This window comes from Rhizobium jaguaris (assembly GCF_003627755.1).
Taxonomy (GTDB): domain Bacteria; phylum Pseudomonadota; class Alphaproteobacteria; order Rhizobiales; family Rhizobiaceae; genus Rhizobium; species Rhizobium jaguaris.
Map to the genome: position 1 here is coordinate 1,610,414 of NZ_CP032694.1, position 23,081 is coordinate 1,633,494.

Sequence of the window (23,081 nt, forward strand, 5' to 3'; positions counted from 1 at the left end):
CGAGACGCTCAGCCTAAATCGGTTGGGGAAAACCCGCCTTCAATGCGCGGATTTCAATCGTCGTTGGTGGCGTTGAGGTTTTCCGGCCGGATGCCGCCGTCTTCTGCCCAATGCTTGAAGCGAATGCCGGCGCCGCCGGCTTCGTCGCTTCCGCTGGCCATGAACGATATCCCCCGGGCTTCGAGAACGGAACGAACCGCGACAAGCGCTTTTGCTTCCGCCGAACTGACGTCAGTCTCCAGCGCTTCAATGGTTGTCACGGGCAGCTTGCTCTCAATGGCAAGCGTTTCTGTTGTCAGTCCGAGCATGGCGCGTGCGCCGCGTAATTGCGCTGATGTGATCATGACTCAAATTTAGCGCATAAACCTGAAAATCGGAACCGATTTCAGGCAGGAATCCTGTGCGAACCTGAATTGGTGCTGCATTCTTCCCTCATCCCTCAGGAAGCGCTGCGTAACACCATTTTCTCCGGCGTTCTTAGGATGTTAGGAACGCGATAGCCAAGCAATTCGAAGTAGATTTCCTCGGTCGCATCGGCCATGCCGGCGAGCGTATAGCCGTCCTTGCGCAGCCGCGCCTCGGCGGTGAAGCTTCGCAGCAATTTGGGGTCGGCAAAGCGCGTCATCGCTGCGACCAGTTCCGAGGAATCGTCGCTATTGGCGACGATGAAGCCGTTCTTACCGGGTTCGATCACCGTGCGCGCGCCGCCGACATCGGTCAGCAGCAACGGTTTGCCGCCGGCGGCAGCTTCCAGCATGACATAGGACATGGCCTCGTAGCGGCTCGGCATAACGACGACATCGAAGGCATCGACCGCGGTGGCGCCGGGAATAGCGCCATCAAGGTGCGCGCGATTTTCGAGGCCGGCGGCCTTGATCATGTCGCTGACGGTGTCGGCCAGTCCGCCGATCCCGATCATCAGCAGGTGTGCTTGCGGCAGGGTCTTGGCTATGCGGGCAAAAGCTTCGACAAGCCGCTCCGGCGCTTTCTGTGGCGTCAGCCGGCCGACGAAACCGAAAAGCAGCGCGTCCTGCGGTATTCCGTAGCGTGCACGGATGGCGGCGCGTTGACCGGATGGCGGCGCGCTGACGCCGTTGACGACGATCCGCAGCCGTTCCTCGGGAATTCCGAGCGACAGCGCGTGATTATATTCATCGCGGGACACGCAGATCAGGCGGTCGGACAGCCAGGCGCCGAGCAGTCTCTCAATGCCGCCATAGATCATCCGACCCCTAGGCCCGAGCGTCGGATCCATGGTGCGGAAAGCATGCGGCGTGTAAATCACGGGGATATGCGGACCCGGCAATCTCAGCCGCGTCAGCGCTCCAGCCTTGGAACTGTGGCCGTGAATCAGATGGAAGGGCCCATGCCGGGCAACAATCTTGCGAATTTGCCACCAAGCGGTGACATCCCATGGTCCCGGCGCGCGCCGCATGGCGAGGGGGATGACACTGTCGAGGCCCATACCCTCCAATTCAGCGACGAAAGCGGCTTCGGCACGCACCGGCGAATAGATCGCCGTCACCGAATGGCCGCGACGCTGCATGGCTAGACAGAGATCGAGGAAATGCCGCCCGGAACCGCCGCCGCTTGGTTCGAGAACTTGCAGCAGCGACAGGCGTTTGATGCCGACATTGATGGTCACGGTGCTGCTTCCCTTCGAGCCAAGCTGCGCTGATACTGTTGCTCGAGTGCCCCGCAGCCCCAGACGATGCCGATCAGCATGTAGAGATGGCGCCAATGGTCGGTGTCGATGACGTTGCCGATGCCGACATGGCCGAGAATGACGATCCAGGCGATCATCAAATAGGGCTGCCAGGGCCGTTCCTTCAAAAGGTTGCGGAAGCCGATATAGATGGTCCAGCAGATCATGCTGACCCAGCAGAGAAAGCCGAGCCAGCCGTAGGTGGTCAGCGTTTTCAGCCAGATATTGTGTTCGTCCTCCCGAAAGAGGGTGGAAAAGACGAGCGGTCCGATGCCGAGCGGCCGTTCCATCGACAGCATGAAGCCGATGCGATGACGCTCGAAACGGCCGAGATGACCGCCATCGTAGTCCTGCACGAGTTGCGTGCGCGTCGAGAACAGGTCGCTGACCTGATGGAATTGCAGCGCGACGATCAGAAGGACGACCATGAGAATAATCGCCGTCAGCGACATCACCAGAATGCGCAGCCGGAAAGCATTGCTGCGATGTTTCAGCAGCATGCAGAAGATCAGCATCGCCGACGCGAAGGAAAACAATCCCCAGGCGGCGCGCGAAAAGGAGAGGAAAATGCCGAAGGCCAGAACGAACAGACCTACCCCCTTGATCGGCGCCTTCTTCAAGTCACCGATCAGGATGCCGTGCATCAGGTAGATGGTCGGTGTCACCAGATAGGGACCAAAGACGTTGGGGTCTTGGAACGCGCCCATGGCGCGATCGTAACGGGTGAAGATTTCAGCGCCGGGAAAAGCGTGGAAGTAGCCGAGAATGCCGAGGCTTGCCGTGATCAGCGCGGCAATCACCCAGATATTGAAGATCAGCTTCAACCGCTTTTCGCTGTCTTCGATGATCGCGGCATAGAAGACCGAACTCAGCGCCAGGAAGGTGGAGACGGCGATGTAGATCGGTCCGTCCAGATGGGCGTTTGCGCCGAGATCGCGCATCTGCGTCAGCGACAGCATGCCGCCGACATTGAAGGTCAGGAATAAGGCCAGGAGCGGCGCGACATTGCGCGAGATTTTCAGCCCAAGGATGAACCAGATGCCGATGAGGAAGGCGACCCACAGCTCATAGGGCGCCGGTTCGGCGATGACGAAGCCTGACAGAAAGACCCCGAAGGCAACGCAAGCCGTGCCGATCAGCCGCAGTGCTGCGAGCTGCGGCCGGTCGACGCGCGGATAGGGGAGATTGATCGCGCTCAATAGGCGTTTTCCGTGTTGAGCAGACGGAAGGGCGTCAGGAACAAGATCTTCAGATCGAAGAACAGCGACCAGTTCTCGATGTAGTAGAGATCATAAGCCGTGCGGAACTTGATCTTGTCGTCACTATCGATCTCGCCGCGCCAGCCATTGATCTGCGCCCAGCCGGTAACGCCGGGTTTGACGCGATGACGGGCGAAATAGCCTTCAACTACATCGGCGTAAACGCGATTGTGGCTGGCCGCCAACACGGCATGCGGGCGCGGGCCGACGAGCGACAGGCTGCCGAGCAGCACGTTGAAGAGCTGCGGCAGTTCATCAATCGAGGTCTTGCGGATGAAACGTCCGACAGGCGTCACACGCGGATCGTTCTTCGTGACGGCATTACGGGCCGTCGGGTCGCTCATATTGGTGTACATCGAGCGGAATTTGAAGACTTTGATGATCTCGTTGTTGAAGCCATGGCGCTTCTGCATGAAGAAAACCGGCCCCTTCGACGTCGTTTTCACGGCGATCGCAGCGCCAAGCATGATCGGCCAGAGCAGGCAAAGCGCCAGCAGGCTGAAGAAGACATCGAAGACGCGCTTGGCGACGCCATCCCAATCGCGGATCGGCTTGTTGAAGATGTCGAGCATCGGCACCGCGCCGACATGCGAATAGGCGCGCGGGCGGAATCGCAACTTGTTGGCATGCGCCGCCAGGCGGATATCGACAGGCAGCACCCAAAGCTTCCGAAGAAGCTGCAGAATACGGTCCTCGGCGCTGATCGGCAGCGCAATGATCAACATATCGACGCGCGTCAGCCGGGCGAATTCGACCAGCTCGGCAACGGTGCCGAGCTTCGGGTAGCCGGCGACCATTACGGGCGAGCGCTTTTCGCCGCGATCGTCGAAGATGCCGCAGATGCGGATGTCGTTGTCGGGCTGATGTTCAAGCGCGCGGATCAGTTCCTTGGCCGGTTCGCCGCCGCCGACGATGACGGCGCGTCTCTCCATCACGCCATTGCGCGCCCAATGGCGGATGCCGTAGGCAAACACGGCACGCGCCACGGCGAGGAAGACTGCGCCGGCGGCGAACCAGATCCCGAGAACACGGATCGAATAGATATGGTTGAGATCGAAGGGCAGCAGGGCAAGGGCCATCACCGCAAACGCGGCCACCCATGACGCCAGGATCCGGTGCGGGAAACGGTGGGGTGCGCGCAGAATGGGAATCTGATAGGCATCCGCCACCTGCAAGAAGACGATGGCGAGACCGCAGAGCGCGATTGTCACGGCCGCTTCCGTCAGAAAGGGATGGGCGCCGGGCATGATCTGGAAGAAAAGGACCGCAAGCCCGACGGCGAGCAGCGACAGGAATTCGAAAAGCCGGTATTGCCCGATGATGATTGCCGGCGTCTGATTGTCCTCACGGAACTGTTCGGCGATCTGGCGGGCATAAGCGTTAATGTCGCCGGCCTGATGATCGCCGGTTTGTTCCTCAGCGCTGCGGGTGCGGATTTCCGAAACCTGCCTGCGAATATTGTCCAAGTTAAATTGCTCGGACTTCTCAATATGGCTCATGGCAATTCATCCGGTCGTTACCGGACATGGCCTAACAGATATGAGCTAATAAACGTTTACAACACTTGTTTGTATTCTAATGTTTGCCTCTGTATTCAAGTATATCGTAATATAACTCGATAGTATCTCTCGCCATTACCGCGGCCGAAAATGTCGATCGGACCGACTCGGCATCGGGCATGGTCTGCTGGCGCCATTTCGGCTCGGTAACCGCAACCGCCATGATGCGCGCAAGGTCGTCGGCGTTGCCTGCTTCGGCGAGGGCAGGGCTATGCTCGCCAAGCGCTTCGGCGATACCTCCGACACGCGAAGCGATCACTGTTTTTTCGGCGGCCAGCGCTTCGAGCACGATGTAGGGCATGGCTTCAGCGCGCGACGGAACGACGACGTTCTGCGACATGGCAAAGGCTTCGTGCACGCGCATGGCCGGAAGCATGCCTATTCGGTGGCCAAGGCCGCGCTGGATCATCATCGTGCGGTATTTGTCCTTGTCCGGTCCGTCGCCGATCATCAGCGCAGACAAAGGCCGACCGACCCGCCGTTCGGTCTTGGCAAAGGCGTCCACAAACAGATCGGGACCTTTTAGGTCCCGCAGCATGCCGATATAGACGAAGTGCACCGAGTCCGATCGTGTGGGTATGTTCCGGAAATCGCGCTCGCTGATGCCGTTATAGATCATCGCGGTGCGCGTTCGCGGCTTGCCGATCTTGCTTTCGTAACTTCGGCGCTCGAATTCACAGATGAAGATCAGCCCATCGGTGAAAAATTCCAACAGCCGCTCCAAGCTGTGGACCAGCAGGCCTTGTGGCGAAGCGCGCGAGAAATGCAGGCTGCCGCCATGCGCGGTATAAAGGCGGGCTACGCGATACTTGTTCACCCGCAGGGCTGAGCCGATGATGCGCGCAAGCAGGCCGCCCTTGGCGCCGTGCCCGTGCAGCACATCCGGCCGCAAACTTTTGACTTTCTTATAGCTGCTCCAAAGCGTCGTGGCGTCGGACAGGCTGATCTGACGCCTGATCGGCAGGCGCGTCACGCCGAGCGAGAGGAAAGGTTTGACATCGTCGAACAGCAAGTCCTCATGCGCCCCACCGGTAAGGCTATCACAGAGAATGCCGACCTCATGTCCTGCCCTGCTCTGTTCCTCCGCAAGATCGCGGACGTGACGGAATATCCCGCCGACCGGAGACCTGAAGCAATGAAGGATGCGGAGCGGTTTTGCCATGGTCGGGAACGGTCAGAATAGCCGTTCGCGGACATAGATCGTATCGCCCGCCAGGACGGGATCGGAGATCCCGACCCGCCCGGTCATGACATGACCATTGATCTTGCGCGTAACGTCGGCATTGGATTGGTTCGCGCGGCTGGTAAAGCCGCCGGCAACTGCGATGGCGTTCTGTATCGTCATACCAGGCACATAGGAATACTGACCGGGCTGACCGACTTCGCCCATGATGTAGACCGAACGGTAGCGATCGATGTCGATGGTGACATCGGGATCGCGGATGTAGCCTTGGCGAAGTTTCTGCGCGATCTGGCCGGAAAGCTGCTGCAGCGTGCGACCGCGGGCAGGGACCTGGCCGATCAGCGGGAAGGCGATGTAACCGGCCTGATCAATCGTATAGGTATTCGTCAAACCTTCCTGGTCGAAGACGGTGATGCGCAGGCGGTCGCCGCTGTCCAGCGCATAGGGCTGGATCGTTGCTTCGCTAAAGGCTCTCGGCGCCGGCTGATAGGTGTTGCAGCCGCTGAGCGCAGCGCTGACGGCAGCCATGCCGAGTGCCAGGACAATCTTGGGCTTTGCGAAGGGCATTTCGCGCTCACAGGAGAGGAAAATCGTTGACGCCGTTATCGATCCGTTAGGGTTAACGGCCGGTAAAGACCAAGAAAAATTCTCCAATCTTTATTAGAAAAATCGAAAATAATACATGGAAATTACTATTAACGCTTGGGTTACCATAGTCGTTTACGCTTAATTTTGGCTTTATATTACGGAGTTCTTGTATATGCCCGGCGCCAACAACAGCCAGCAGGATGTCGATATCGACCTCGCACAGCTTTTCCGCGCCGTTTGGCAGCGTCGGCTGCGCGTCATCGCCATCACGCTCGTGGGGGCTTGCCTAGCATTTGCCGTCGCCAAGGTCGTCTCGCCCGAATATCGCAGTGAGACACGCATCCTGATCGAGCAGCGCGCCCCGGCTTTCGCGACAACGACGCAGAACAACGATGCCAGCTCCGGTCCGCTTCTTGATGAACTCAACATCGCCAGCCAAGTGCAGATCCTGCAATCGGCCGATCTTATCAAGCAGGTAATTACCAACCTGAAGCTCTACGAGCATCCGGAATTTGCTGCCGCCACCAAAAGCTCGGCTCTTTCCGACATTCTCGTCATGCTGCATCTGAAAAAGAGCTCGCTCGACAAGGCGCCGGAAGAGCGGATGCTCGACGCCTTCACAAATCAGCTTCAAGTCTACCAGATCAACAGCTCACGCGTCATCGGCATCAGCTTCACGTCCCGCGAACCGGGTTTGGCTGCCAGCGTCCCGAACGCCATGGCCCAGGTCTATCTGTCGATGCAGAGCGGTGCCAAGCTCGATTCCAACACCGAGGCGACGCGTTGGCTGGAGCCTGAGATCGCCAATCTGCGCGAGAAGGTGAACGAGGCCGAAAAGAAGGTTGCTGATTATCGCTCCGCCAACGGTCTCCTACAGACCAGCGACAGCAATACCTTTGCGACGCAGCAGCTTGCCGATATTTCCGGTCAACTGGCACAGGTGCGTGGCGAGAGGGCCAATGCCGAGGCCCGGGCTGAGGCCGTGCGCAACGCGCTCGCCACCGGCCGCTCCACCGATACGCTTGCCGACGTTTCGGGCTCGCAGACCATCCAGCGGCTGAAAGCGACGGAGTCCAATCTGGAATCGCAGATCTCGGATCTTTCGACGACCCTGATGGATGGCCATCCCAAGCTGAAGAGCCTGCGCGCTCAGCTCGCCGATATCCGCCAGCAGGTCGACCGCGAAACAAAGAAGATTCTTGCCAGCATCGAGAATGAAGCCAAAGTGGCACAATTGCGCGAGCAGCAGCTCGTGGCGCAGTCGAACGCGCTGAAGGCCGATAGCGCCCGGGCAGGGGAAGACGCCGTCGGTCTCAACGCGCTGCAACGCGAAGCGACCGCCGAACGGCAATTGCTGGAAACCTATCTTGCCCGCTACCGCGAGGCCGCTTCCCGCATCGATAAGAATTCGAGCCCGGCGGATGCCCGTGTGGTCTCCAAGGCTGTCGAACCGGTCGATCCCTCCTTCCCGAAGATCGGACCGATCGTCGTCGTCGCCACGCTGGCGACCTTTATTCTGACCTCCATTGTCATCATGCTTGCGGAACTCTTTAGCGGCCGCGCGTTGCGGCCGATCGGTCCCATAGAGCGTGGGGTCGTTGCCCGGAAGGAAACCGCGGCTCATTCGGAGACCGTGATTGAAGCTGTCCCTGCGAAGGTCGCAGTCACGCCGCGCGAAGGGGAAATGCCGGCAAGCATGCTCTCCGTCGCTGCCGATGAGACGTTGGCGCGCGAAATGGAAGGAGCAATCGATCTTGGGCATCGACCGGAAGGGGCTGTTGAGCCGGCAGAAGAGGAAGAGGATTTTTCGATCCAGTCGGTCGCCGACTATCTGATCGAACGCGACTCTCGTCTTGCTATCGCCATATCACCGACTGGCGACAATGGCTCGACAGCGACCGTGATGTTGGCTCGCACTGTCGCCGACGCCGGACGCCGTATCGTGCTGGTCGATATGACCGGAACCGGCTGCCCGTCACGGCTGATGGCTGAAACCGCCGGTCTTTCCGGAGTGACCGATCTGCTTTGCGGGGAGGCCGCCTTTGCGGATACCATTCATCCCGACCGCCTTTCCGATGCCCATCTCGTGCCGCAAGGCACCAGCGATGTCACCCGCGCCATGCGTGGCGCCGACCGCCTGTCGCTGATCCTCGATGCGCTCGGCTCGGCCTATGATATCGTCCTGGTCGAATGCGGCGCAGCCGACGTCTCGGGTGTCGCGAGACTAACGCGCAGCAAGGATACGGAGATCATTCTCTCCATGCCGGAACCGGATGAGAACCAGTTCATGACGGCAATGACGGAATTCCAGAAGGCCGGCTATGAGCACATCATCCTGATGTCCGGCTGGCGCGAGGAACATGGCCCCGACGCTCGCCAGCACGCGGCCTGATCAATCCTTTTCAGCCTCTTCCGCCGGGGCGTCGCTGCCGCCTTGCCGCGCCCTGAGCCGCTGGATGAACCCATAAAGCTGCGGATTGGCTTTGATGGCCGCTTTGGCGTGCGTTATTCCACGCTGGGCGAAGGCCGCGATATGGCCGATCCGCGAAATCGGCAGGATCAGGTCGTGCTGCACCGTTTCCACCGGGCACCAGGAGCGTTTGTAGCCCTGGTCGCCAATGCCGAAATCGAAGAGGGCGGCGCCTTCATGGTGGAGCCGCTCGATCATCAGCCAGAACAGCAGCTCGCCAGGACTGGCTTCGGGAACCAGCGCCTCGTCGATCGAGGCAAATTGGCAGATGACGTGATCGCCCTTGCGTGACAGGGCGGCGACTGCGGGAATATGTCCCTCGTGCTCGCCCTTCAGCCGCAAGGCGTGCATCTCCAGCGCGGCATAGGACCGCTCGCCATCTCGAAGCGCCAGCAGCCGGTGCAGCGCCGCTTGGGTCGGCCCAGCCTGAAACACATCCGGCAGGCCGGCCGCTTCGAAGCGAACTGCCTTTTGCCGGAAGAACAGATCGAGTAGTGCATCCCGCTGATCAGGCGCCGCGATCACATACTCGTAACCGCCCTTCTCATTGAGAATGCGGGTCTGATGTTTGAATTTCTTGCGCCGCCGCTTGGCATTCACCTGCTTGAGGGTCGTTTCGAAGGCACCAAGGAACGGCAATTGAAAAGCATGGTTCTGGTTCTCGACGGCGGGTATCGAGGCGAGGGGGCTTTTCCGGCCGCGCCAGTCCAGCGGCACATTGCGTAGGACCATTAGATCGGCCTTACCCCGCATCATCAGCGCAATCTCCGCCTGCTGCCGCGCCGTAAGGCCATTGGCCGCTGTTCCCAGAAATTCGGCGGAAAATAGGCCGGTATTGATGTTGCTGTGACGCGCACCGATGAATTCGGCACGCCGGATACCCTGGGTGCGGATGATTTCGAGCGGCAGGATAAAGGCGGTGCGGCCATTGAAGCGGCCATTGAAAGAGCCGCGGACGATGGCGAGCGGGTGCCGAAAGGTCTCGGCCCAGGCGGCGCACCAGTCGTAGCTCTGATGAAGGGAGGCAAGATTATCTTGCTCCAGCGCCCGCCATTCGGCCTCCAGCGGAGCCATGCTGTCGAAGATTTCGACGCGCATGCCGCTATCAGCCAGCGCCTGCGCAGCAGCAGTAGATGCTGCCTCTCCGCGCACTGCACCGGCGATGGGCATGTCTGCAATGTCAAGCTTCGGTGTTTGCACCTTCTGCGCCTGCATTTGGGCGTCTCCAATCGGACAGCATTCGCATGCAGTCTTCGCGGCAGGCGGCTTATTTTTAGTTTATGGCGAAGTGGCCGAGCAGATTTCCCGTTGATCACGGTTATCTCCACGTAAATCCGAAATCACTTGAATAGGACGGTTTCTATTGCGGACGAGGCCCGGCCATCCACTTGATGATCCCCATCGCTGGCAGTACCCAGATCATGCCGCTGAAAAGGAAATAGAGAAAATGCACCCAGCCTGGCTGGTCGCCAAGCGTGCGCACCGCCACGATCATCGCCACGATCGCATAGATGACGACCAGCAGAACGAGCAGAATCATGCCGATGAATTTGCGCAGGCGAAGGGGCAAGGGTGGTCTCTCCTCTCTCGACGGCGTGCCGCGACGGCATGCCGCAAAGTCTCGGGACTTGTTTTGCACGCCCCTATAAGGCAAATCAACAGCCGGATTGAAGGGAGATCCCATGGTTGTCGCTAATTTCACGCCGGAACAGGCCGTTTTGAACGAAGTGGCCCGCCAGGACCGTAATCGCCGCGCTATCCGCATCTGGCTTGCCTGCGTGCTTTTGGCACTTTTTGGCTTGGTGCTGGTCGGTGGGGCGACGCGCCTCACCAATTCCGGCCTGTCGATCACCGAATGGCAGCCGATCCATGGCGTCATCCCGCCGCTCAATGCGCAGGAATGGCAGGAGGAGTTCGACCTCTACAAGCGCATCCCGCAGTTCCAGCAGTTGAACAAGGACATGACGCTCGGTGAGTTCAAAGGCATCTTCTGGTGGGAATGGGCGCATCGGCTGCTTGCCCGCGCCATGGGCGTCATCTTCGGCGTGCCATTGCTGTTCTTCGTTCTGACCGGCCGGGTCGAGCGGAAGCTGTGGCTGCCGCTAGGCGGCATTTTCGTGCTCGGTGGTCTGCAAGGCGCGATCGGCTGGTGGATGGTGTCGTCCGGCCTCGAAGCGCGCACCGACGTCAGCCAGTATCGTCTCGCCACCCACCTGGTCACCGCTTGCCTGATCTTTGCCGCCTGCATGTGGTTTATGCGCGCACTTTCGCCGCATTCGAACGACCCGGCTCCCACGCGTTATTCGGCGAAACTTGCCGGTGTCATCGCATTCATGGCGCTGTTCCAGATCTATCTCGGCGCATTGGTTGCCGGTCTCGACGCCGGTCTCTCCTATAATACCTGGCCGATGATGGACGGCGCGGTGGTACCGGGTGGGTTGTTCGCGCAATCACCGGGTTGGATCAATTTCTTCGAGAACCCGAAGATGGTGCAATATGTCCACCGCCTCGGCGCCTATGCGCTCTTCACCGTGGTCGCGATCAATATGATCATCTCGCTGCGCGCCGCAGCGCACACGACGCATGCCCGCCGATCGGTCGTGCTGTTCGTGCTGGTGCTGATCCAGGCGATCCTCGGCATTTCGACACTACTCTTGCAAGTGCCGCTGCATCTGGCGCTGACCCACCAAGCTGGCGCCCTCTTCGTCTTCGGCTTTGCTATCGCCAACTGGCGCGGTTTCTATGGCGAATATCCGCATCAGACGGTGATTGCTGTAAGGAACTGAGGCGGATCACCGCCTCTCTCCTGTTTTGAAAGCTCAGCGCGACGCAACATTGCTATTGCTGGGCGCCGACGACAGACGGGCCACCACCTGCAGGCGCTTGATTTCGCCACGCTTGAAGGCAGCCAGGAAGCGGCTGTAATCCCTGAAGACCACGCAGCCATTCGAATCGCCACCACGGGCTCCTCTGAGCATGTACGTGTGAGCCAGCAAACCGTCGCGGCCATAGACGCGGGCGCCGTTTGCGGGTGTCAGGCGCAGCGCCTGCACGCCATGGAACAGGCTTTCCCTATATGTCAGGTTATAAGTTTCAGGCGGCGTCGGGCCGGTGTTTTTTCGGTCGACATAGTGGGGATTGTCACGCATGTGGCCGAGGCCGGAATGCGCCTCAAGGCGTTCGCCGCTCGGCAGGTAGACAGTTTTGGCCGAGATATCGTAGATGGCGGTTCCGCCCCGCGGGCTAAGGGCGGCGAACGGGTTGAGGAGCGGCCGCGATTGTTTGACCTCTTCGTCCGGGTTTGCATAGGCCAATGCGTGCGTCGGCGGCGTGCCAGTTTCGTCAGTAGCGTCCTGCGTGCTTGCGCTGGCCCTTGCCACGACATGGGCCGGACGCGGCAGCGGCACGACGCTAGGTAGTTCCTCGACAACAGACGCGTCTTCCGCGTCTGCAAGATCGATGGTTCCGGCGTCCGACGATCCGGCACTATCTGTGGCGGACGTCTGGTCTGGACGTGGCATCGGGATAATGTCGAAAGGCTGCGATGCAGGATCGCTGGAGGCGCTCGTCGCGAGGCTCTCCGCAACCGCGCGGTCGATCGTTCCGGCAGGGGGAGCGGCCGACGCCATCTCGGTGGGCGGTGCATCGCTTGCGGATGGTGCGATCGGCAGACTGTCCTTGCCCGGATGATCCAGGGCAGCCGTATTTGGCCCTGCGGCTTGGATTGAGGGTTTGCTCAGTGCAATCTCTGCCGGCTGCGGCATGGAAGCGGTGGAGGCCGTGATCGAGACTGCTGTTCCAGCAATATTGCTCTGTCCGACGGACTTCCCGGCATTTGTCAGGGGGAGGGCGGCGGCATCGTCCTGATGCGCAACCGTTGCCGGCAAGACCGGTGCGTCGTTCTTAGCGACGGCCGAAGCGGTTTGAGCCCGCGCGAGATCTGAGGCCTGCTGCGATAGTGCGCTCGCCAATTGCTGCTTGACCAGCCCGCGCGCCAGGATCGCTTTCGAACGTGCGATGGCCTCCTGCTTCTCCGCATCGGCGGACGTACTGCTTACCCGTATTCTTCCGCCCATGGGCACGGTTTGACTGGCAAGGCGGGCCGGATGCAGGACGTGCTCTTGGGGAACGATGAAGGCAGACGCTTTCGGCGTCAGCAAATCCCGAGATGAGATATCTGCACCGGGGAGGGACAGGACCATCGATTGCGTGGTGATCAGCGTTGCGGCCACCCATGCGGAAACCACCACTGCGACGCCAGTAACGACGGTACCAGGACTGAGCCCTGGAGACTTTTTCCGGCGCGAAGATTGTCCGGAACGGGAATTGATGTCACCGAAAGTCTCGGTCGCAAACGCCATGTTACTCGTTATCCAAACTATATACGCACCCCACCGGCTCACAAAAGCGCCTACGCCGGGACGCAAAACTGCGTCCGGCCGTCACTTTGCCGGCTGTCGGGAAGCATGCCGAATTATGGTAACCAATTCCTTTACGCCGACCCGATCTTGGAATTGACTATGCTGATCACCGCGAATATTGCGGCGGCAAAAGCCGAAACAGGCGATATGGGCTGATTTGTGACAAAAAATTAACAATAGCTAATAAAGTTACGCAAAATTTATTCGAAAGCGGGTGATCGGCCGGATCAACACCGATGCGGCATTTCAAATCGTTACCGCCAATGATCCCGAATGCCGTCAAGTTGCAGGCGTACCGAAGATGACCTCAGCTGGAATAAGTCGAGCCCCGCGGGCTGCCTTCATGAGACTGTCGCTGCCACGGTGACTGACCTCGCCTGGAAGATGTTATGCGGGGTAGAGAAGATCCGGTAGTCGGTCTTGCGCGGAGCAGAAGGCTAGCTGATATCGGACTGTCTGCCGGCAATGAAGCCGCGCGCGATGGCCGAAACGGCACCGGCGACCTTTGACATGGAACCGAGATGCGGAGACCGCAGCATCACGACATCAAGATGCAGATCCCGGTCGCTTATCCTGATCTCCTCGATGCCCTCCGGCCTCATGCTTTCAAAGAGGCGCATGGGCATCAGCCCGAACCCGAAACCCTTGCGCACCAATGCGAGCTGCATGCCGGCATCCTCGACCTCGGCAGCAATCGTCAGCTGCTGACGTTGGCCAGCCAGCAGGTCCGCAAGACGACGGCGGGCGTCGCAGGGTTCCGGACTCAGCACCCACGTCCTGTCCTCCGGATCAGGGAAGTTGCTGGCCGCTCCGATGATGACCAACCTCTCGTCACCGATATGTTCGGCATCCGGGTAACGCGATCCGTCGGACAATAGGATTGCAGCATCGAGATGTCCCGACTGGAACTGCTCGGCAAGTTCATGGCTCCATCCCGATTTCAGCCGCATCGAGACCTTCGGAAATTGCGCCATCATCGAGCCGAGCTCTCCCGCGAGACTTTCATGCGCAAGGCCCTTGGCCACTCCGAGCCTGAACAATCCGCTGGGCTCCGGCGCCCCTGCAATGGCCTTCATCTCTTCGAAATCAGCGAGGATGTCACGGCTTCGGGCCAGCACCTCACGTCCTGCTGGCGTCAGCACAGGCGGCTTCTGCCGGCGGTCGAGCAATGTGACTCCGAGCGCCTGTTCAAACCGCTGGATCTGGCGGCTGACAGCGGGCTGGGTCAGCGGCAGACGTTTCGCGACCTTCTGGACCGATCCTTCGTCTGCAAACAGCACAAATGTCCGCATTTCTTCAAACATGTTCAATCCGCATAATCATTTTTCTTATAATGAATTTGAATATGCTGAAGATCAAGTCCACTCTCCCGGCACAGCCACGTCAGCCAGGAGAAATTTCATGAAAGCGATCGTCCTCAAACCGCCGGCCGGCCTTGAGAATGTGACACTCGAAGAGCGTGACATGCCGCAGCCGCGGCGCCAGGAACTTCTGATCCGCGTCAAGGCGACCGCGCTCAACTATCGGGATCTCGAAATTGCATGCGGCACCTACCACACCGCGTTCCGCCTGCCGCTCGTCCCGTTGTCGGACGGCGTCGGCGAGGTCGTTGCCGTCGGCGAGGACGTCACGCGGTTCAAGATCGGCGACAGGGTCTGCAGCACGTTCTGGCAGCGCTGGACCGGCGGCTCCTTCCGGATGGCGGAGCCGTCTTACCAACGCGGCGGACCGCTCGATGGACTTCTTTCAGAATATGCTATTCTCGATGAACAGGCGGCCGTTTTCGCTCCCCGTAATCTGAGCGACATCGAAGCAGCGACCTTGCCATGTGCAGCCGTCACAGCCTGGCAAGCCCTTGTGACCGAGGGCCATATCAGGGCCGGAGATACGGTACTCGTTCAGGGAACCGGGGGCGTTTCCCTTTTTGCTCTGCAGTTTGCGCGCGCAAGCGGTGCCCGCGTGATTGTCACCTCCAGCAGCGATGAAAAGCTGGAACGTGCAAAGGCTCTCGGGGCGGCCGACGGGATCAACTATCGACGCGTTCCGGAATGGTCCACCGTGGTGCTCGATATGACAGAGGGGCGCGGCGTCGATCACATCATCGAGGTCGGCGGTCCACTGAGTTTCGAGCAATCGCTGAAGGCGGCCTCCCGTCGCGGCCAAATCAACATTATCGGCTATCTCGGTGGATCGCAGGGCGCCATCAACCCCCTGGATATCTTCCGGAAGCAGGTGGATGTTCGCGGCATTCCTGTTGGATCGCGCGAATCCTTCGAAGCGATGAACCGCGCTATTGAGACACTTGATCTCAAGCCGGTGGTCGATCGTGTATTTCCTTGGACTGAAATTAAAGACGCGATGCGATACTTTGCGGATGGCTCGCGGTTTGGAAAGGTGGCATTGGAACTCCAAGACAACCGGCCGTAAACCGAGGTTGCCGCGGAGAGTGGTGGCCGGCGGATGGCGGCCCGGGTCGATCGGGATTCGGCCTTGCCGAAACACATCCGCCGGCCCGGTTGGCGATCGGGCCGGCGGAGATTTCCAATGTTCAATATGCTGCAGTCGGCAGCGGCTCAGGCGCCCAGCATCAGGTCCATGTTCTGGACCGCTGCTCCCGATGCGCCCTTGCCGAGATTGTCGTAGACCGCCACGAGCATGGCTTGCGCTTTGTCGTCATTGGCAAAGACGTGCAACCGCATGCGATTGGTGTTGTTGTAGATTTCCGGATTGAGCTCGGGCGTCCGCTCAGGATTGTCGAACGGCGCGACTTCGACAAAGCCGCCTTTCCGCCCCGCATAATAATCGGCGATAGCCGCGTGCAATTCAGCGCCCTTAGGGATTGTCGGCAGCACCGAAAGCTGCAGTGGCACGCTAACGACCATGCCCTGAGCGAAATTGCCGACGATCGGCTGGAACAGCGGGACGCGCGAAAGCTTCGCGTAGGCCTTTAACTCCGGCAGATGCTTATGATTGAATGTCAGACCGTAGGGCATATATTCCGGAGCGTCTTCGCCCTTCGCCTGATAATCCTCGATCATCGAGCGTCCACCGCCGCTGTAACCGGAAATCCCGTGGACGGTGACCGGATAGTCTGCAGCGACGAGCCCGGCCTCGACGAGCGGACGAAGTGTGGCAATGGCCCCCTGCGGCCAGCAGCCAGGGTTGGCCACCCGCTTGGCCTTAGCAATGACATCCGCCTGGTCCTTGCTCATCTCCGGAAAGCCATAGGCCCAGCCTTCGGCAACGCGATACGCGGTCGAGGCGTCGATCACTCTCGTCGTGTCATTGGAAATCAGGCTGACGCTTTCCTTGGCCGCCTCGTCCGGCAGGCAGAGGATGGCAATGTCGGCAGCATTGAGCAGTTCCGCACGCACCGCCTTGTCCTTCCGGCTCTCGGCCGGAATGGATAAAATCTCGATATCGCGGCGGGTAGCCAAACGCTCACGGATTTGCAGACCCGTCGTTCCAGCTTCGCCATCGATGAAGATTTTCGGTGCCATTTTTCCTGCTCTTTCAATCAGTTCGGAGTATTTCCGGACTCAGTTTGCCATGAAGTTGATTCAAAATGATAACGGCTGTTTTCGAGTAAGCATGATCTTGTCCGAATACCGCGTCACCCTTTTCGGGATCATGCTTTAGCGACCTGCCGCACGCCGTTCGGCGTGGAGACCGAGCATATACATCGCCACCGTTGCCCCTGCAATGGCGGTGATGTCGGCATGGTCATAGGCAGGCGATACCTCGACGACATCCGCCCCTCTGATGTCGAGCTGATGCAGCCGTTGTAGCGTCGACAGGATTTTCGCGCTCGAGGGGCCGCCGGCCACGGGCGTTCCGGTGCCTGGCGCATAGGCGGGATCGAGGCAGTCGATGTCGAAGGTTAGGTAGGTGGGCGCCCCCTTGGTGTGGGAGATGATCGTCGAGGCGATCTCCGCCGCGTGCATATCCTCGACTTCATGGCCGTAGAGGACCCGAATTCCGTAATCGTCCGGCGCATGGGTACGAATACCGATCTGGATGGAACGGTCTGGATCGATCAGGCCATCGCGGGCGGCGCGGGCGACGAAGGAGCCATGATCGATGCGCTTGCCGTCGTCGAACCAGGTGTCCTGATGCGCGTCGAATTGCACCAGCGCTAAGGGGCCATGTTTTGCTGCATGTGCCTTCAGCAATGGCCAGGTGACGAAATGGTCGCCGCCGAGCGTCAGCAAAAAGGCGCCGCTGTCGAGGATCGTGTTCGCTTGCCGCTCGATCGCCGCCGGCGTTTCCTGGTGATTGCCGTAATCAAGCAGGCAATCACCATAATCGATGACGGCCATGTCAGCGAAGAGATCGCGATGGAAAGGATATTGCGGATCATTGTCGAAGATCGCGGAGGCGCGGCGAATCGCCTGCGGCCCAAAACGCGTTCCCGGCCGGTTGGATGTTGCGGCGTCAAAAGGAATCCCCCAGACGACGGCGTCGATGCCCTCGATCGATTTGGTGAAACGCCGGCGCATGAAAGAGAGCGCACCCGCAAAAGTCGGGTCGCTGGCCGCGGACGTCAGGCTGGCGGCAGTAAAGGCATGATCAATCGAGGTGCTCGGCAAGGGATTCTCCTTCGCTCGCATGGAAACCATAAGCCCGCTCGACCCTGGCGACCCGGACTTGATATTGCTCGTACCAGCGCTCCCGCCCGAGTTGTTGGGCTGCCATATGCGAGACGACATTCTTCCAGGCGAGAATGCTTTCCTCGTCCCGCCAGAAGGAAATCGTGATGCCGAAGCCATCCCAGCGTCGGGCGCTCTCGAGACCGAAGCAGCCGTCTTGCGCCAGTGCCAGCGTCTCCATTTTCTCCCCCATGGCGCCATAGCCATGATCGCCCTCCTTACGGATGGAGGAAAATGAGACGATGTAGTAGGGCGGCTCAGGTGTTGCCGCGAAAGGCGATGCTCTACCGTCGGTCATGGCATGTCTCCTGTGACAAAGAGAAATAGGGGACGGGGGGTACGGATTGCAAGCAGGATCAGCCGGCGATTATTGGCTTGGTGGGATCGTGCATTGGTATGCCTTTTTCACACAAGCGATTTGCGGCGTGGAACATTGCGCCTTTCCGTCGACAACGGCACAGATCGAACATTGGTCGGTAAATTGCCGGCAATCCGGATTGGCACGCATGAAGTCCTTCATGCTTTCCATGTCCGCTGCGGTTGTTGCCTGTCCGGCATCTTCGCAACTAGCCGGCGATATGCCGGCTATCACAAACATAATAGGCAAAGCGAATCTGAGCATGTGTGATTCTCTGCAGGAGGCACGAGCTTGCCACAAAAAATATGGCCTAGCCCAAGAGACATGAACTTTTGCCATGCAAACCGAAAAAAAGAAAAGGCACACAGCCACAACGCAAATGTGGAATCGCTAAAATTTCACGGTTCCACATTTCTTAGCCATGACGGCAGTCGGGCCCTCAGCGGACATTTGATCCTTGTTCAAGGATGCGGCTGTTTTGCGCCCTAGAAGCGGTCATGTGATGAAGGATGGTCGTGTGAAAATTCTTTGATTGCCAGCAACATCGCATGCGTTCTCGTCCCGCTCACCGCATGCTCATCGCGATCCGCTTCAGTCAGAAGGCTCAATTCACGTCTTTTGGTCGGTGCCTATGTATGCATCCCAACCAAGCATTGAGGCTCGGGCCACCGCTTCAAGCTCCTCGCGGCTTGCTCCATCGCGAGCCAAGATCGACATCCCACTTTGAACCGTCTGAACGTAACGGGCGAGCGCATGAATGTCTGTCGAAGCCGAAATCTCACCCTTCGAAACAGCGTCCGCCAACCGGCCCTTGACGCTTTGAAATAACGCCGCTCTTTCTGCTCTCACCAGCTCCCCGAGTTCCACATGTCCTTCATCGCCAACAGACGACAAGGTCACCATGCAGCCGCGCGGGACATCGCAGAGCGATCCGGTCAATGCAGCGGCGGACGTCAACAGGTATGCTTCGACCGCCTCCCGCACGGTCTCAGCAGAACGGAATTGCATCCAGGCCTGTCGTCCAAACGTATCGACGTAATATCGGACCGCTTCTGCGAACAGTGCTTCCTTGGAGCCGAAGGCCGCGTAAAGGCTAGGCGAACCTATCCCCATTGCATCCTTAAGGTCGGAAATTGAGGTGGCCTCAAAACCCTTTAGCCAGAAGACACGCATGGCTTGCGACAGCGCGGCCTCGCGATCGAATGCGCGAGGCCGCCCACGCGGGCGTGTCCGATCCCTTTCAGCCGTCAAGGCGTCATTTTTCGAATTTTGCATCGACCGTTATATATATACTTGTTGAAACATCTTCGCAATCGCGGTGGCTTACGAACCGAACCATGAACGTCATCATTGCTGAACTGCCGAGATTTATGAAACGATCGATATAAAAATCTTGACAGGCGCGAAGGGTGAATGTAGCTAATTCTGTATCGTTCAATATAGAAAGATTCAGAATGAGTGAATTGATTGGAAAACGTGCCCTGGTGACAGGTGCATCTCGGGGTATCGGTGCAGCGATTGCACTGGGTCTGGCCGACAAGGGTGCGGATGTCGCAATCACCTATGCAGGCTCCGCCGATCGCGCGGCGGCGGTGGTCAGAACGATTGAACAAAAAGGACGCAGGGCCGTCGCCATTCAGGCCGACAGTGGCGATCCCGCAGCTATCAAGCGATCTGTTGACGAAACCCTAAGCGCCCTTGGGGGGCTGGACATTCTGGTGAACAACGCCGGAATAGCGCTCTACAATCTGATTGCCGACATCAGCGTTGATCAAATCGATGAAATGCTGAAGGTCAACGTGCGAGGGCCAATCCTAGCTGCTCAGGCAGCGATCCCGCACTTACAAGCAGGCGGACGTATTATCTCGATTGGGTCGGCCGGTGCGGATCGCATCGTTGGCGAACCCGGCTCGGTGTACTACATGACAAAGTCCGCGCTTCAATCCATGACGCGTGGCCTCGCACGTGAACTTGGCTCACGGGATATCACTGTTAACCTCGTTCAGCCAGGATCGACCAATACGGATATGAACCCCGCTGATGGCGAATTCTCCGATTGGCAGCGCTCGTTGATGCCACTTGGTCGCTATGGTGAGCCCACAGACGTTGCTGCTGCCGTTGCATTCCTCGCAAGCCCCGCAGCAAAGCAGATCAGCGGAGTAATACTCAATATCGATGGTGGGTTGAACACCTGATCAAAAGCGTCCGGGTCCAGGTGAGAGCCCTTGCTGAGCCGGGCATAGTTGCCCCGTTCGGCTATTGAGCTGTGCACGGACCGGACGTCTCAGCCGGTCCGAGAATATATCTTTTCCGTCCCTTCAAGGCCGCTTAAAGACATGAGTAGACATCCGCTCAAATGACTGGATTCGTCTCTCATTGTGTTCAGATTGACTGGGACAGACGCTGCAACAACAAAAAGTTGCTGCGGCTTATCTGTCTGCGGAGCTGATGCTTCCCATCATATGGTCCTTTGCGGCCTCGACTATTCCGGAGGCGTTGCGGCTTTCTATCAGCGCCGACCGGATGCGACAACGCACACAAGCAAAAAGGCCGGGCAAAACCCGGCCTTTCCAAAATCCGATCTCGGATAAGCGATTAACGCTTGGAGAACTGGAACGAACGACGTGCCTTGGCACGGCCGTACTTCTTGCGTTCGACGACGCGGCTGTCGCGGGTCAGGAAGCCGCCCTTCTTCAGGACCGAGCGCAGGCCCGGTTCGAAGTAGGTCAGCGCCTTGGACAGGCCGTGACGAACGGCACCGGCCTGGCCGGAAAGACCGCCGCCGGCGACGGTGGCAACGATGTCGAACTGGCCGTCACGGGCAGCGGCGACGATCGGCTGACGCAGGATCATCTGCAGAACCGGACGGGCGAAGTAAGCCGTGTAGTCCTTGCCGTTGACGATGATCTTGCCGGAGCCGGCTTTGACCCAAACGCGGGCGACAGCGTCCTTGCGCTTGCCGGTCGCGTAGGAACGGCCAAGCGAGTCGACCTTGCGGACATGAACCGGAGCAGCAGCAGCTTCCGACGTCGTGCCGAGATCCTTCAGGGAAGAGAGATCAGCCATTATCAGGCGCTCCTTACGTTCTTCTTGTTCAGCTTGGCCACGTCGAGAACGACCGGCTGCTGGGCTTCATGGGGATGGTTGGAGCCGGCGTAGACGCGCAGGTTCTTCATCTGGCGACGGCCGAGCGGGCCGCGGGGAACCATGCGTTCGACAGCCTTCTCGAGGACGCGCTCCGGGAAGCGGCCTTCGATGATCTGGCGAGCGGTGCGCTCCTTGATGCCGCCGGCATAACCGGTGTGCCAGTAGTAAACCTTGTCTTCGTACTTCTTGCCGGTGAAAACGACCTTGTCGGCATTGATGACGATGACGTTGTCGCCGTCGTCGACGTGCGGCGTGAAGGTAGCCTTATGCTTGCCGCGCAGACGCATTGCGATGAGAGAAGCGAGACGGCCAACGACCAGCCCTTCGGCGTCGATGAGAACCCACTTCTTCTCCACCTCTGCAGGCTTCTGGGAGAAGGTTGCCATGTTGAATACTCTCTTTTGGGACCCTGGACCCGAAGGCGTCAGGGCGTTTCTTGTTGCTTGGTTTGGCGAGCGTAACGCACACCAAAAAGAAAGCAGCCCGGAAAGGCTGCGATCTGGCGCGGCTTATAAAGGGAATAGGCGAGGAGGTCAATAAGGCGGGATTTTGCCGTCTGAAAAATTCACATTTAAAATCAATATGTTAAACGTATGGTATTTTGATACCCCATATTTCTCGCCTTCAGGCCAGCTTCATAACCAATACGCCTGCAGCAATAATGGTGCCGGCCACATAGCGCCAGACGCTCGATCGCTCCTTCAGAACGACCACGGAGATCACCAGCGCGAACAGGATCGAGGTCTCGCGCAGCGCTGCCACGCTGGCGACAGGGGCCTTTGTCATGGCCCATAGCGCAAGGCCATAGGAGGCGATGGAGCCGCCACCGCCGGTAAGGCCGCGCCACCAGTTGTAGCGTATATGGGCGGCGACGGCATTTATGCCACGCCGCGAGATCGCCCAGGCAAACAACAGCACTGGCGGCAAGAGCGACATCCACAATGTATAGGAAATGGAATTGCCGGAGATCCTGGCACCGATGCCGTCGACATAGGTATAGCTGGCGATGACCACGGCATTGGAAAGCGCCAGGGTGACTGCCTGCCTGCCGCCCTTTCGCGCTTCGAAAGCGAGCGTCAATATGCCGGCGCAAATGATCGTGGTGCCGATCAGCGCTCCGCCCGACAAAGTTTCTTTGAGGATGAAGCCGCTGGTCGAAACGATGATCAGCGGCGCGACTCCACGCATCAGCGGGTATACGAGGCCGATGTCTCCGGCGCGGTAAGCGGCCGCTACCAACTGGAAATAAGCAAACTGCAGGATCGCTGACGTGCCGATAAAGGGCCAGGCGGCGGAAGCCGGCAGCGGCAGAAAAGCCAGGAAGGGCAGGGCACTGACCGCGCCGCCCGCTGCAACCAGCGCGGCATCCAGCGACTTGTCCGTTCCAGCCTTGATGATCGCATTCCAGGTCGCATGCAGCAGCGCACCGAAGAGAACGAGAGCGATGACGTCAAGCGACACAAAAACCTCGAAAATTGGAAACGACGGTCAAAATCTAGGCGATTTGTGGAAATGCCGCCGCCATTTGATCCTCAATGCTCCAGAAAGCAACACATATGCGGGCTTATAAGCTTTTGGTAGTAGCCGCTGCTGCGGCAGATAAATGGAAAAGCATAGTTCCATCGTTCCTCGTTCGTTCTGTTTTGTCGCTCAACTATAAGGTGTTTCTAATTGACATGTGAATGAAGCAAGAACAAAAATTGCATGCCGGGGGAACGTATGACAGAGCTTGTGATGATAAC

The 23,081-nt window shown here is 59.0% G+C and carries 21 protein-coding genes; 4 read left to right on the forward strand and 17 right to left on the reverse strand.

Features of this window, described 5'->3' with window-relative positions; all coding sequences use genetic code 11:
* Positions 1-53: 53 nt before the first annotated feature.
* From CCGE525_RS07860 to CCGE525_RS07885, 6 genes are all read right to left on the reverse strand, one after another.
* On the reverse strand, positions 54-344 hold the full coding sequence (locus CCGE525_RS07860) for a helix-turn-helix domain-containing protein (protein WP_120703795.1): 291 nt from the start codon (positions 342-344) through the stop codon (positions 54-56).
* A 95-nt stretch (positions 345-439) separates the two neighbouring features.
* Complete coding sequence (locus CCGE525_RS07865) at positions 440-1,645, reverse strand: glycosyltransferase family 4 protein (protein ID WP_120703796.1); 1,206 nt, start codon at positions 1,643-1,645, stop codon at positions 440-442.
* Positions 1,642-2,904 carry an O-antigen ligase family protein gene (locus tag CCGE525_RS07870; RefSeq protein WP_120703797.1) on the reverse strand — a complete coding sequence of 421 codons (1,263 nt, stop codon included), beginning with the start codon at positions 2,902-2,904 and terminating at the stop codon, positions 1,642-1,644. Before CCGE525_RS07870 ends, CCGE525_RS07865 begins: the two co-directional genes overlap by 4 nt.
* Entirely contained in the window at positions 2,901-4,463 is a 1,563-nt protein-coding gene (locus CCGE525_RS07875; RefSeq protein WP_120703798.1) for an undecaprenyl-phosphate glucose phosphotransferase, read from the reverse strand. Before CCGE525_RS07875 ends, CCGE525_RS07870 begins: the two co-directional genes overlap by 4 nt.
* A 76-nt stretch (positions 4,464-4,539) precedes the next feature.
* Positions 4,540-5,685 carry a glycosyltransferase gene (locus CCGE525_RS07880; RefSeq protein WP_120703799.1) on the reverse strand — a complete coding sequence of 382 codons (1,146 nt, stop codon included), beginning with the start codon at positions 5,683-5,685 and terminating at the stop codon, positions 4,540-4,542.
* 12 nt (positions 5,686-5,697) lie between these two features.
* Complete coding sequence (locus CCGE525_RS07885; protein WP_120703800.1) at positions 5,698-6,273, reverse strand: polysaccharide biosynthesis/export family protein; 576 nt, start codon at positions 6,271-6,273, stop codon at positions 5,698-5,700.
* 193 nt (positions 6,274-6,466) lie between these two features.
* On the opposite strand from CCGE525_RS07885, the gene CCGE525_RS07890 reads away from it, so the two are divergent.
* Positions 6,467-8,686, forward strand: a complete 2,220-nt coding sequence (locus tag CCGE525_RS07890) for a GumC family protein (RefSeq protein ID WP_120703801.1) — start codon at positions 6,467-6,469, stop codon at positions 8,684-8,686.
* Here the strand turns inward: CCGE525_RS07890 and CCGE525_RS07895 are convergent, their stop codons facing one another.
* Both CCGE525_RS07895 and CCGE525_RS07900 read right to left on the reverse strand, forming a co-directional pair.
* Positions 8,687-9,964: a GNAT family N-acetyltransferase gene (locus tag CCGE525_RS07895; RefSeq protein WP_425375894.1), complete on the reverse strand. Its 1,278-nt coding sequence runs from the start codon at positions 9,962-9,964 to the stop codon at positions 8,687-8,689. It abuts the gene before it with no gap.
* Between the two features lie 160 nt (positions 9,965-10,124).
* Positions 10,125-10,334 (reverse strand): DUF2842 domain-containing protein, encoded by a 210-nt coding sequence (locus CCGE525_RS07900; RefSeq protein ID WP_120703802.1) that lies wholly within the window; start codon positions 10,332-10,334, stop codon positions 10,125-10,127.
* Positions 10,335-10,446: 112 nt separating this feature from the next.
* On the opposite strand from CCGE525_RS07900, the gene CCGE525_RS07905 reads away from it, so the two are divergent.
* Positions 10,447-11,550 (forward strand): COX15/CtaA family protein, encoded by a 1,104-nt coding sequence (locus CCGE525_RS07905; protein WP_120703803.1) that lies wholly within the window; start codon positions 10,447-10,449, stop codon positions 11,548-11,550.
* 33 nt (positions 11,551-11,583) lie between these two features.
* Here the strand turns inward: CCGE525_RS07905 and CCGE525_RS07910 are convergent, their stop codons facing one another.
* Together CCGE525_RS07910 and CCGE525_RS07915 are read right to left on the reverse strand one after the other, a co-directional pair.
* A complete protein-coding gene (locus CCGE525_RS07910) occupies positions 11,584-13,125 on the reverse strand; it encodes a tlde1 domain-containing protein (protein WP_120703804.1) in 1,542 nt (513 codons plus the stop codon).
* A gap of 497 nt (positions 13,126-13,622) precedes the next feature.
* Positions 13,623-14,489, reverse strand: a complete 867-nt coding sequence (locus CCGE525_RS07915) for a LysR family transcriptional regulator (RefSeq protein ID WP_120703805.1) — start codon at positions 14,487-14,489, stop codon at positions 13,623-13,625.
* A gap of 97 nt (positions 14,490-14,586) precedes the next feature.
* Here CCGE525_RS07915 and CCGE525_RS07920 point away from each other — a divergent pair, with 97 nt between their 5' ends.
* Positions 14,587-15,612: a zinc-dependent alcohol dehydrogenase family protein gene (locus tag CCGE525_RS07920; protein WP_120703806.1), complete on the forward strand. Its 1,026-nt coding sequence runs from the start codon at positions 14,587-14,589 to the stop codon at positions 15,610-15,612.
* A gap of 146 nt (positions 15,613-15,758) precedes the next feature.
* Here CCGE525_RS07920 and argC read toward each other — a convergent pair whose 3' ends face one another.
* The 4 genes from argC to CCGE525_RS07945 form a co-directional block, all read right to left on the reverse strand.
* A complete protein-coding gene (gene argC / locus CCGE525_RS07925) occupies positions 15,759-16,685 on the reverse strand; it encodes an N-acetyl-gamma-glutamyl-phosphate reductase (protein WP_120703807.1) in 927 nt (308 codons plus the stop codon).
* A 135-nt stretch (positions 16,686-16,820) separates the two neighbouring features.
* Entirely contained in the window at positions 16,821-17,774 is a 954-nt protein-coding gene (gene speB, locus CCGE525_RS07930) for an agmatinase (RefSeq protein WP_120703808.1), read from the reverse strand.
* On the reverse strand, positions 17,755-18,132 hold the full coding sequence (locus CCGE525_RS07935) for an antibiotic biosynthesis monooxygenase family protein (RefSeq protein WP_120703809.1): 378 nt from the start codon (positions 18,130-18,132) through the stop codon (positions 17,755-17,757). The genes speB and CCGE525_RS07935 overlap by 20 nt, the downstream gene beginning before the upstream one ends.
* 669 nt (positions 18,133-18,801) lie before the next feature.
* Positions 18,802-19,467 (reverse strand): TetR/AcrR family transcriptional regulator, encoded by a 666-nt coding sequence (locus CCGE525_RS07945; RefSeq protein WP_120703811.1) that lies wholly within the window; start codon positions 19,465-19,467, stop codon positions 18,802-18,804.
* A gap of 179 nt (positions 19,468-19,646) precedes the next feature.
* Between CCGE525_RS07945 and CCGE525_RS07950 the strand changes: the two genes are divergently transcribed.
* Positions 19,647-20,387, forward strand: coding sequence for an SDR family NAD(P)-dependent oxidoreductase (locus CCGE525_RS07950; RefSeq protein ID WP_120703812.1), 741 nt, complete (start codon positions 19,647-19,649; stop codon positions 20,385-20,387).
* 400 nt (positions 20,388-20,787) lie between these two features.
* Here the strand turns inward: CCGE525_RS07950 and rpsI are convergent, their stop codons facing one another.
* The 3 genes from rpsI to CCGE525_RS07965 form a co-directional block, all read right to left on the reverse strand.
* A complete protein-coding gene (rpsI, locus tag CCGE525_RS07955; RefSeq protein WP_120703813.1) occupies positions 20,788-21,258 on the reverse strand; it encodes a 30S ribosomal protein S9 in 471 nt (156 codons plus the stop codon).
* A gap of 2 nt (positions 21,259-21,260) precedes the next feature.
* The gene (gene rplM / locus CCGE525_RS07960) at positions 21,261-21,725 is read right to left on the reverse strand and encodes a 50S ribosomal protein L13 (RefSeq protein WP_104822652.1); all 465 of its coding nucleotides are present in this window, start codon (positions 21,723-21,725) and stop codon (positions 21,261-21,263) included.
* A 238-nt stretch (positions 21,726-21,963) separates the two neighbouring features.
* Positions 21,964-22,800 (reverse strand): EamA family transporter, encoded by an 837-nt coding sequence (locus CCGE525_RS07965; RefSeq protein WP_120703814.1) that lies wholly within the window; start codon positions 22,798-22,800, stop codon positions 21,964-21,966.
* Positions 22,801-23,081 lie beyond the last annotated feature (281 nt).

Coding starts and splice junctions, on each gene's coding strand:
- CCGE525_RS07880 (WP_120703799.1), bottom strand. CDS start 5,685: ATGGCAAAACCGCTCCGCATCCTTCATTGCTTCAGGTCTCCGGTCGGC.
- rplM (WP_104822652.1), bottom strand. CDS start 21,725: ATGGCAACCTTCTCCCAGAAGCCTGCAGAGGTGGAGAAGAAGTGGGTT.
- CCGE525_RS07920 (WP_120703806.1), top strand. CDS start 14,587: ATGAAAGCGATCGTCCTCAAACCGCCGGCCGGCCTTGAGAATGTGACA.
- CCGE525_RS07950 (WP_120703812.1), top strand. CDS start 19,647: ATGAGTGAATTGATTGGAAAACGTGCCCTGGTGACAGGTGCATCTCGG.
- CCGE525_RS07915 (WP_120703805.1), bottom strand. CDS start 14,489: ATGTTTGAAGAAATGCGGACATTTGTGCTGTTTGCAGACGAAGGATCG.
- CCGE525_RS07935 (WP_120703809.1), bottom strand. CDS start 18,132: ATGACCGACGGTAGAGCATCGCCTTTCGCGGCAACACCTGAGCCGCCC.
- CCGE525_RS07905 (WP_120703803.1), top strand. CDS start 10,447: ATGGTTGTCGCTAATTTCACGCCGGAACAGGCCGTTTTGAACGAAGTG.
- rpsI (WP_120703813.1), bottom strand. CDS start 21,258: ATGGCTGATCTCTCTTCCCTGAAGGATCTCGGCACGACGTCGGAAGCT.
- CCGE525_RS07945 (WP_120703811.1), bottom strand. CDS start 19,467: ATGCAAAATTCGAAAAATGACGCCTTGACGGCTGAAAGGGATCGGACA.
- CCGE525_RS07885 (WP_120703800.1), bottom strand. CDS start 6,273: ATGCCCTTCGCAAAGCCCAAGATTGTCCTGGCACTCGGCATGGCTGCC.
- CCGE525_RS07860 (WP_120703795.1), bottom strand. CDS start 344: ATGATCACATCAGCGCAATTACGCGGCGCACGCGCCATGCTCGGACTG.
- CCGE525_RS07890 (WP_120703801.1), top strand. CDS start 6,467: ATGCCCGGCGCCAACAACAGCCAGCAGGATGTCGATATCGACCTCGCA.
- CCGE525_RS07875 (WP_120703798.1), bottom strand. CDS start 4,463: ATGAGCCATATTGAGAAGTCCGAGCAATTTAACTTGGACAATATTCGC.
- CCGE525_RS07910 (WP_120703804.1), bottom strand. CDS start 13,125: ATGGCGTTTGCGACCGAGACTTTCGGTGACATCAATTCCCGTTCCGGA.
- argC (WP_120703807.1), bottom strand. CDS start 16,685: ATGGCACCGAAAATCTTCATCGATGGCGAAGCTGGAACGACGGGTCTG.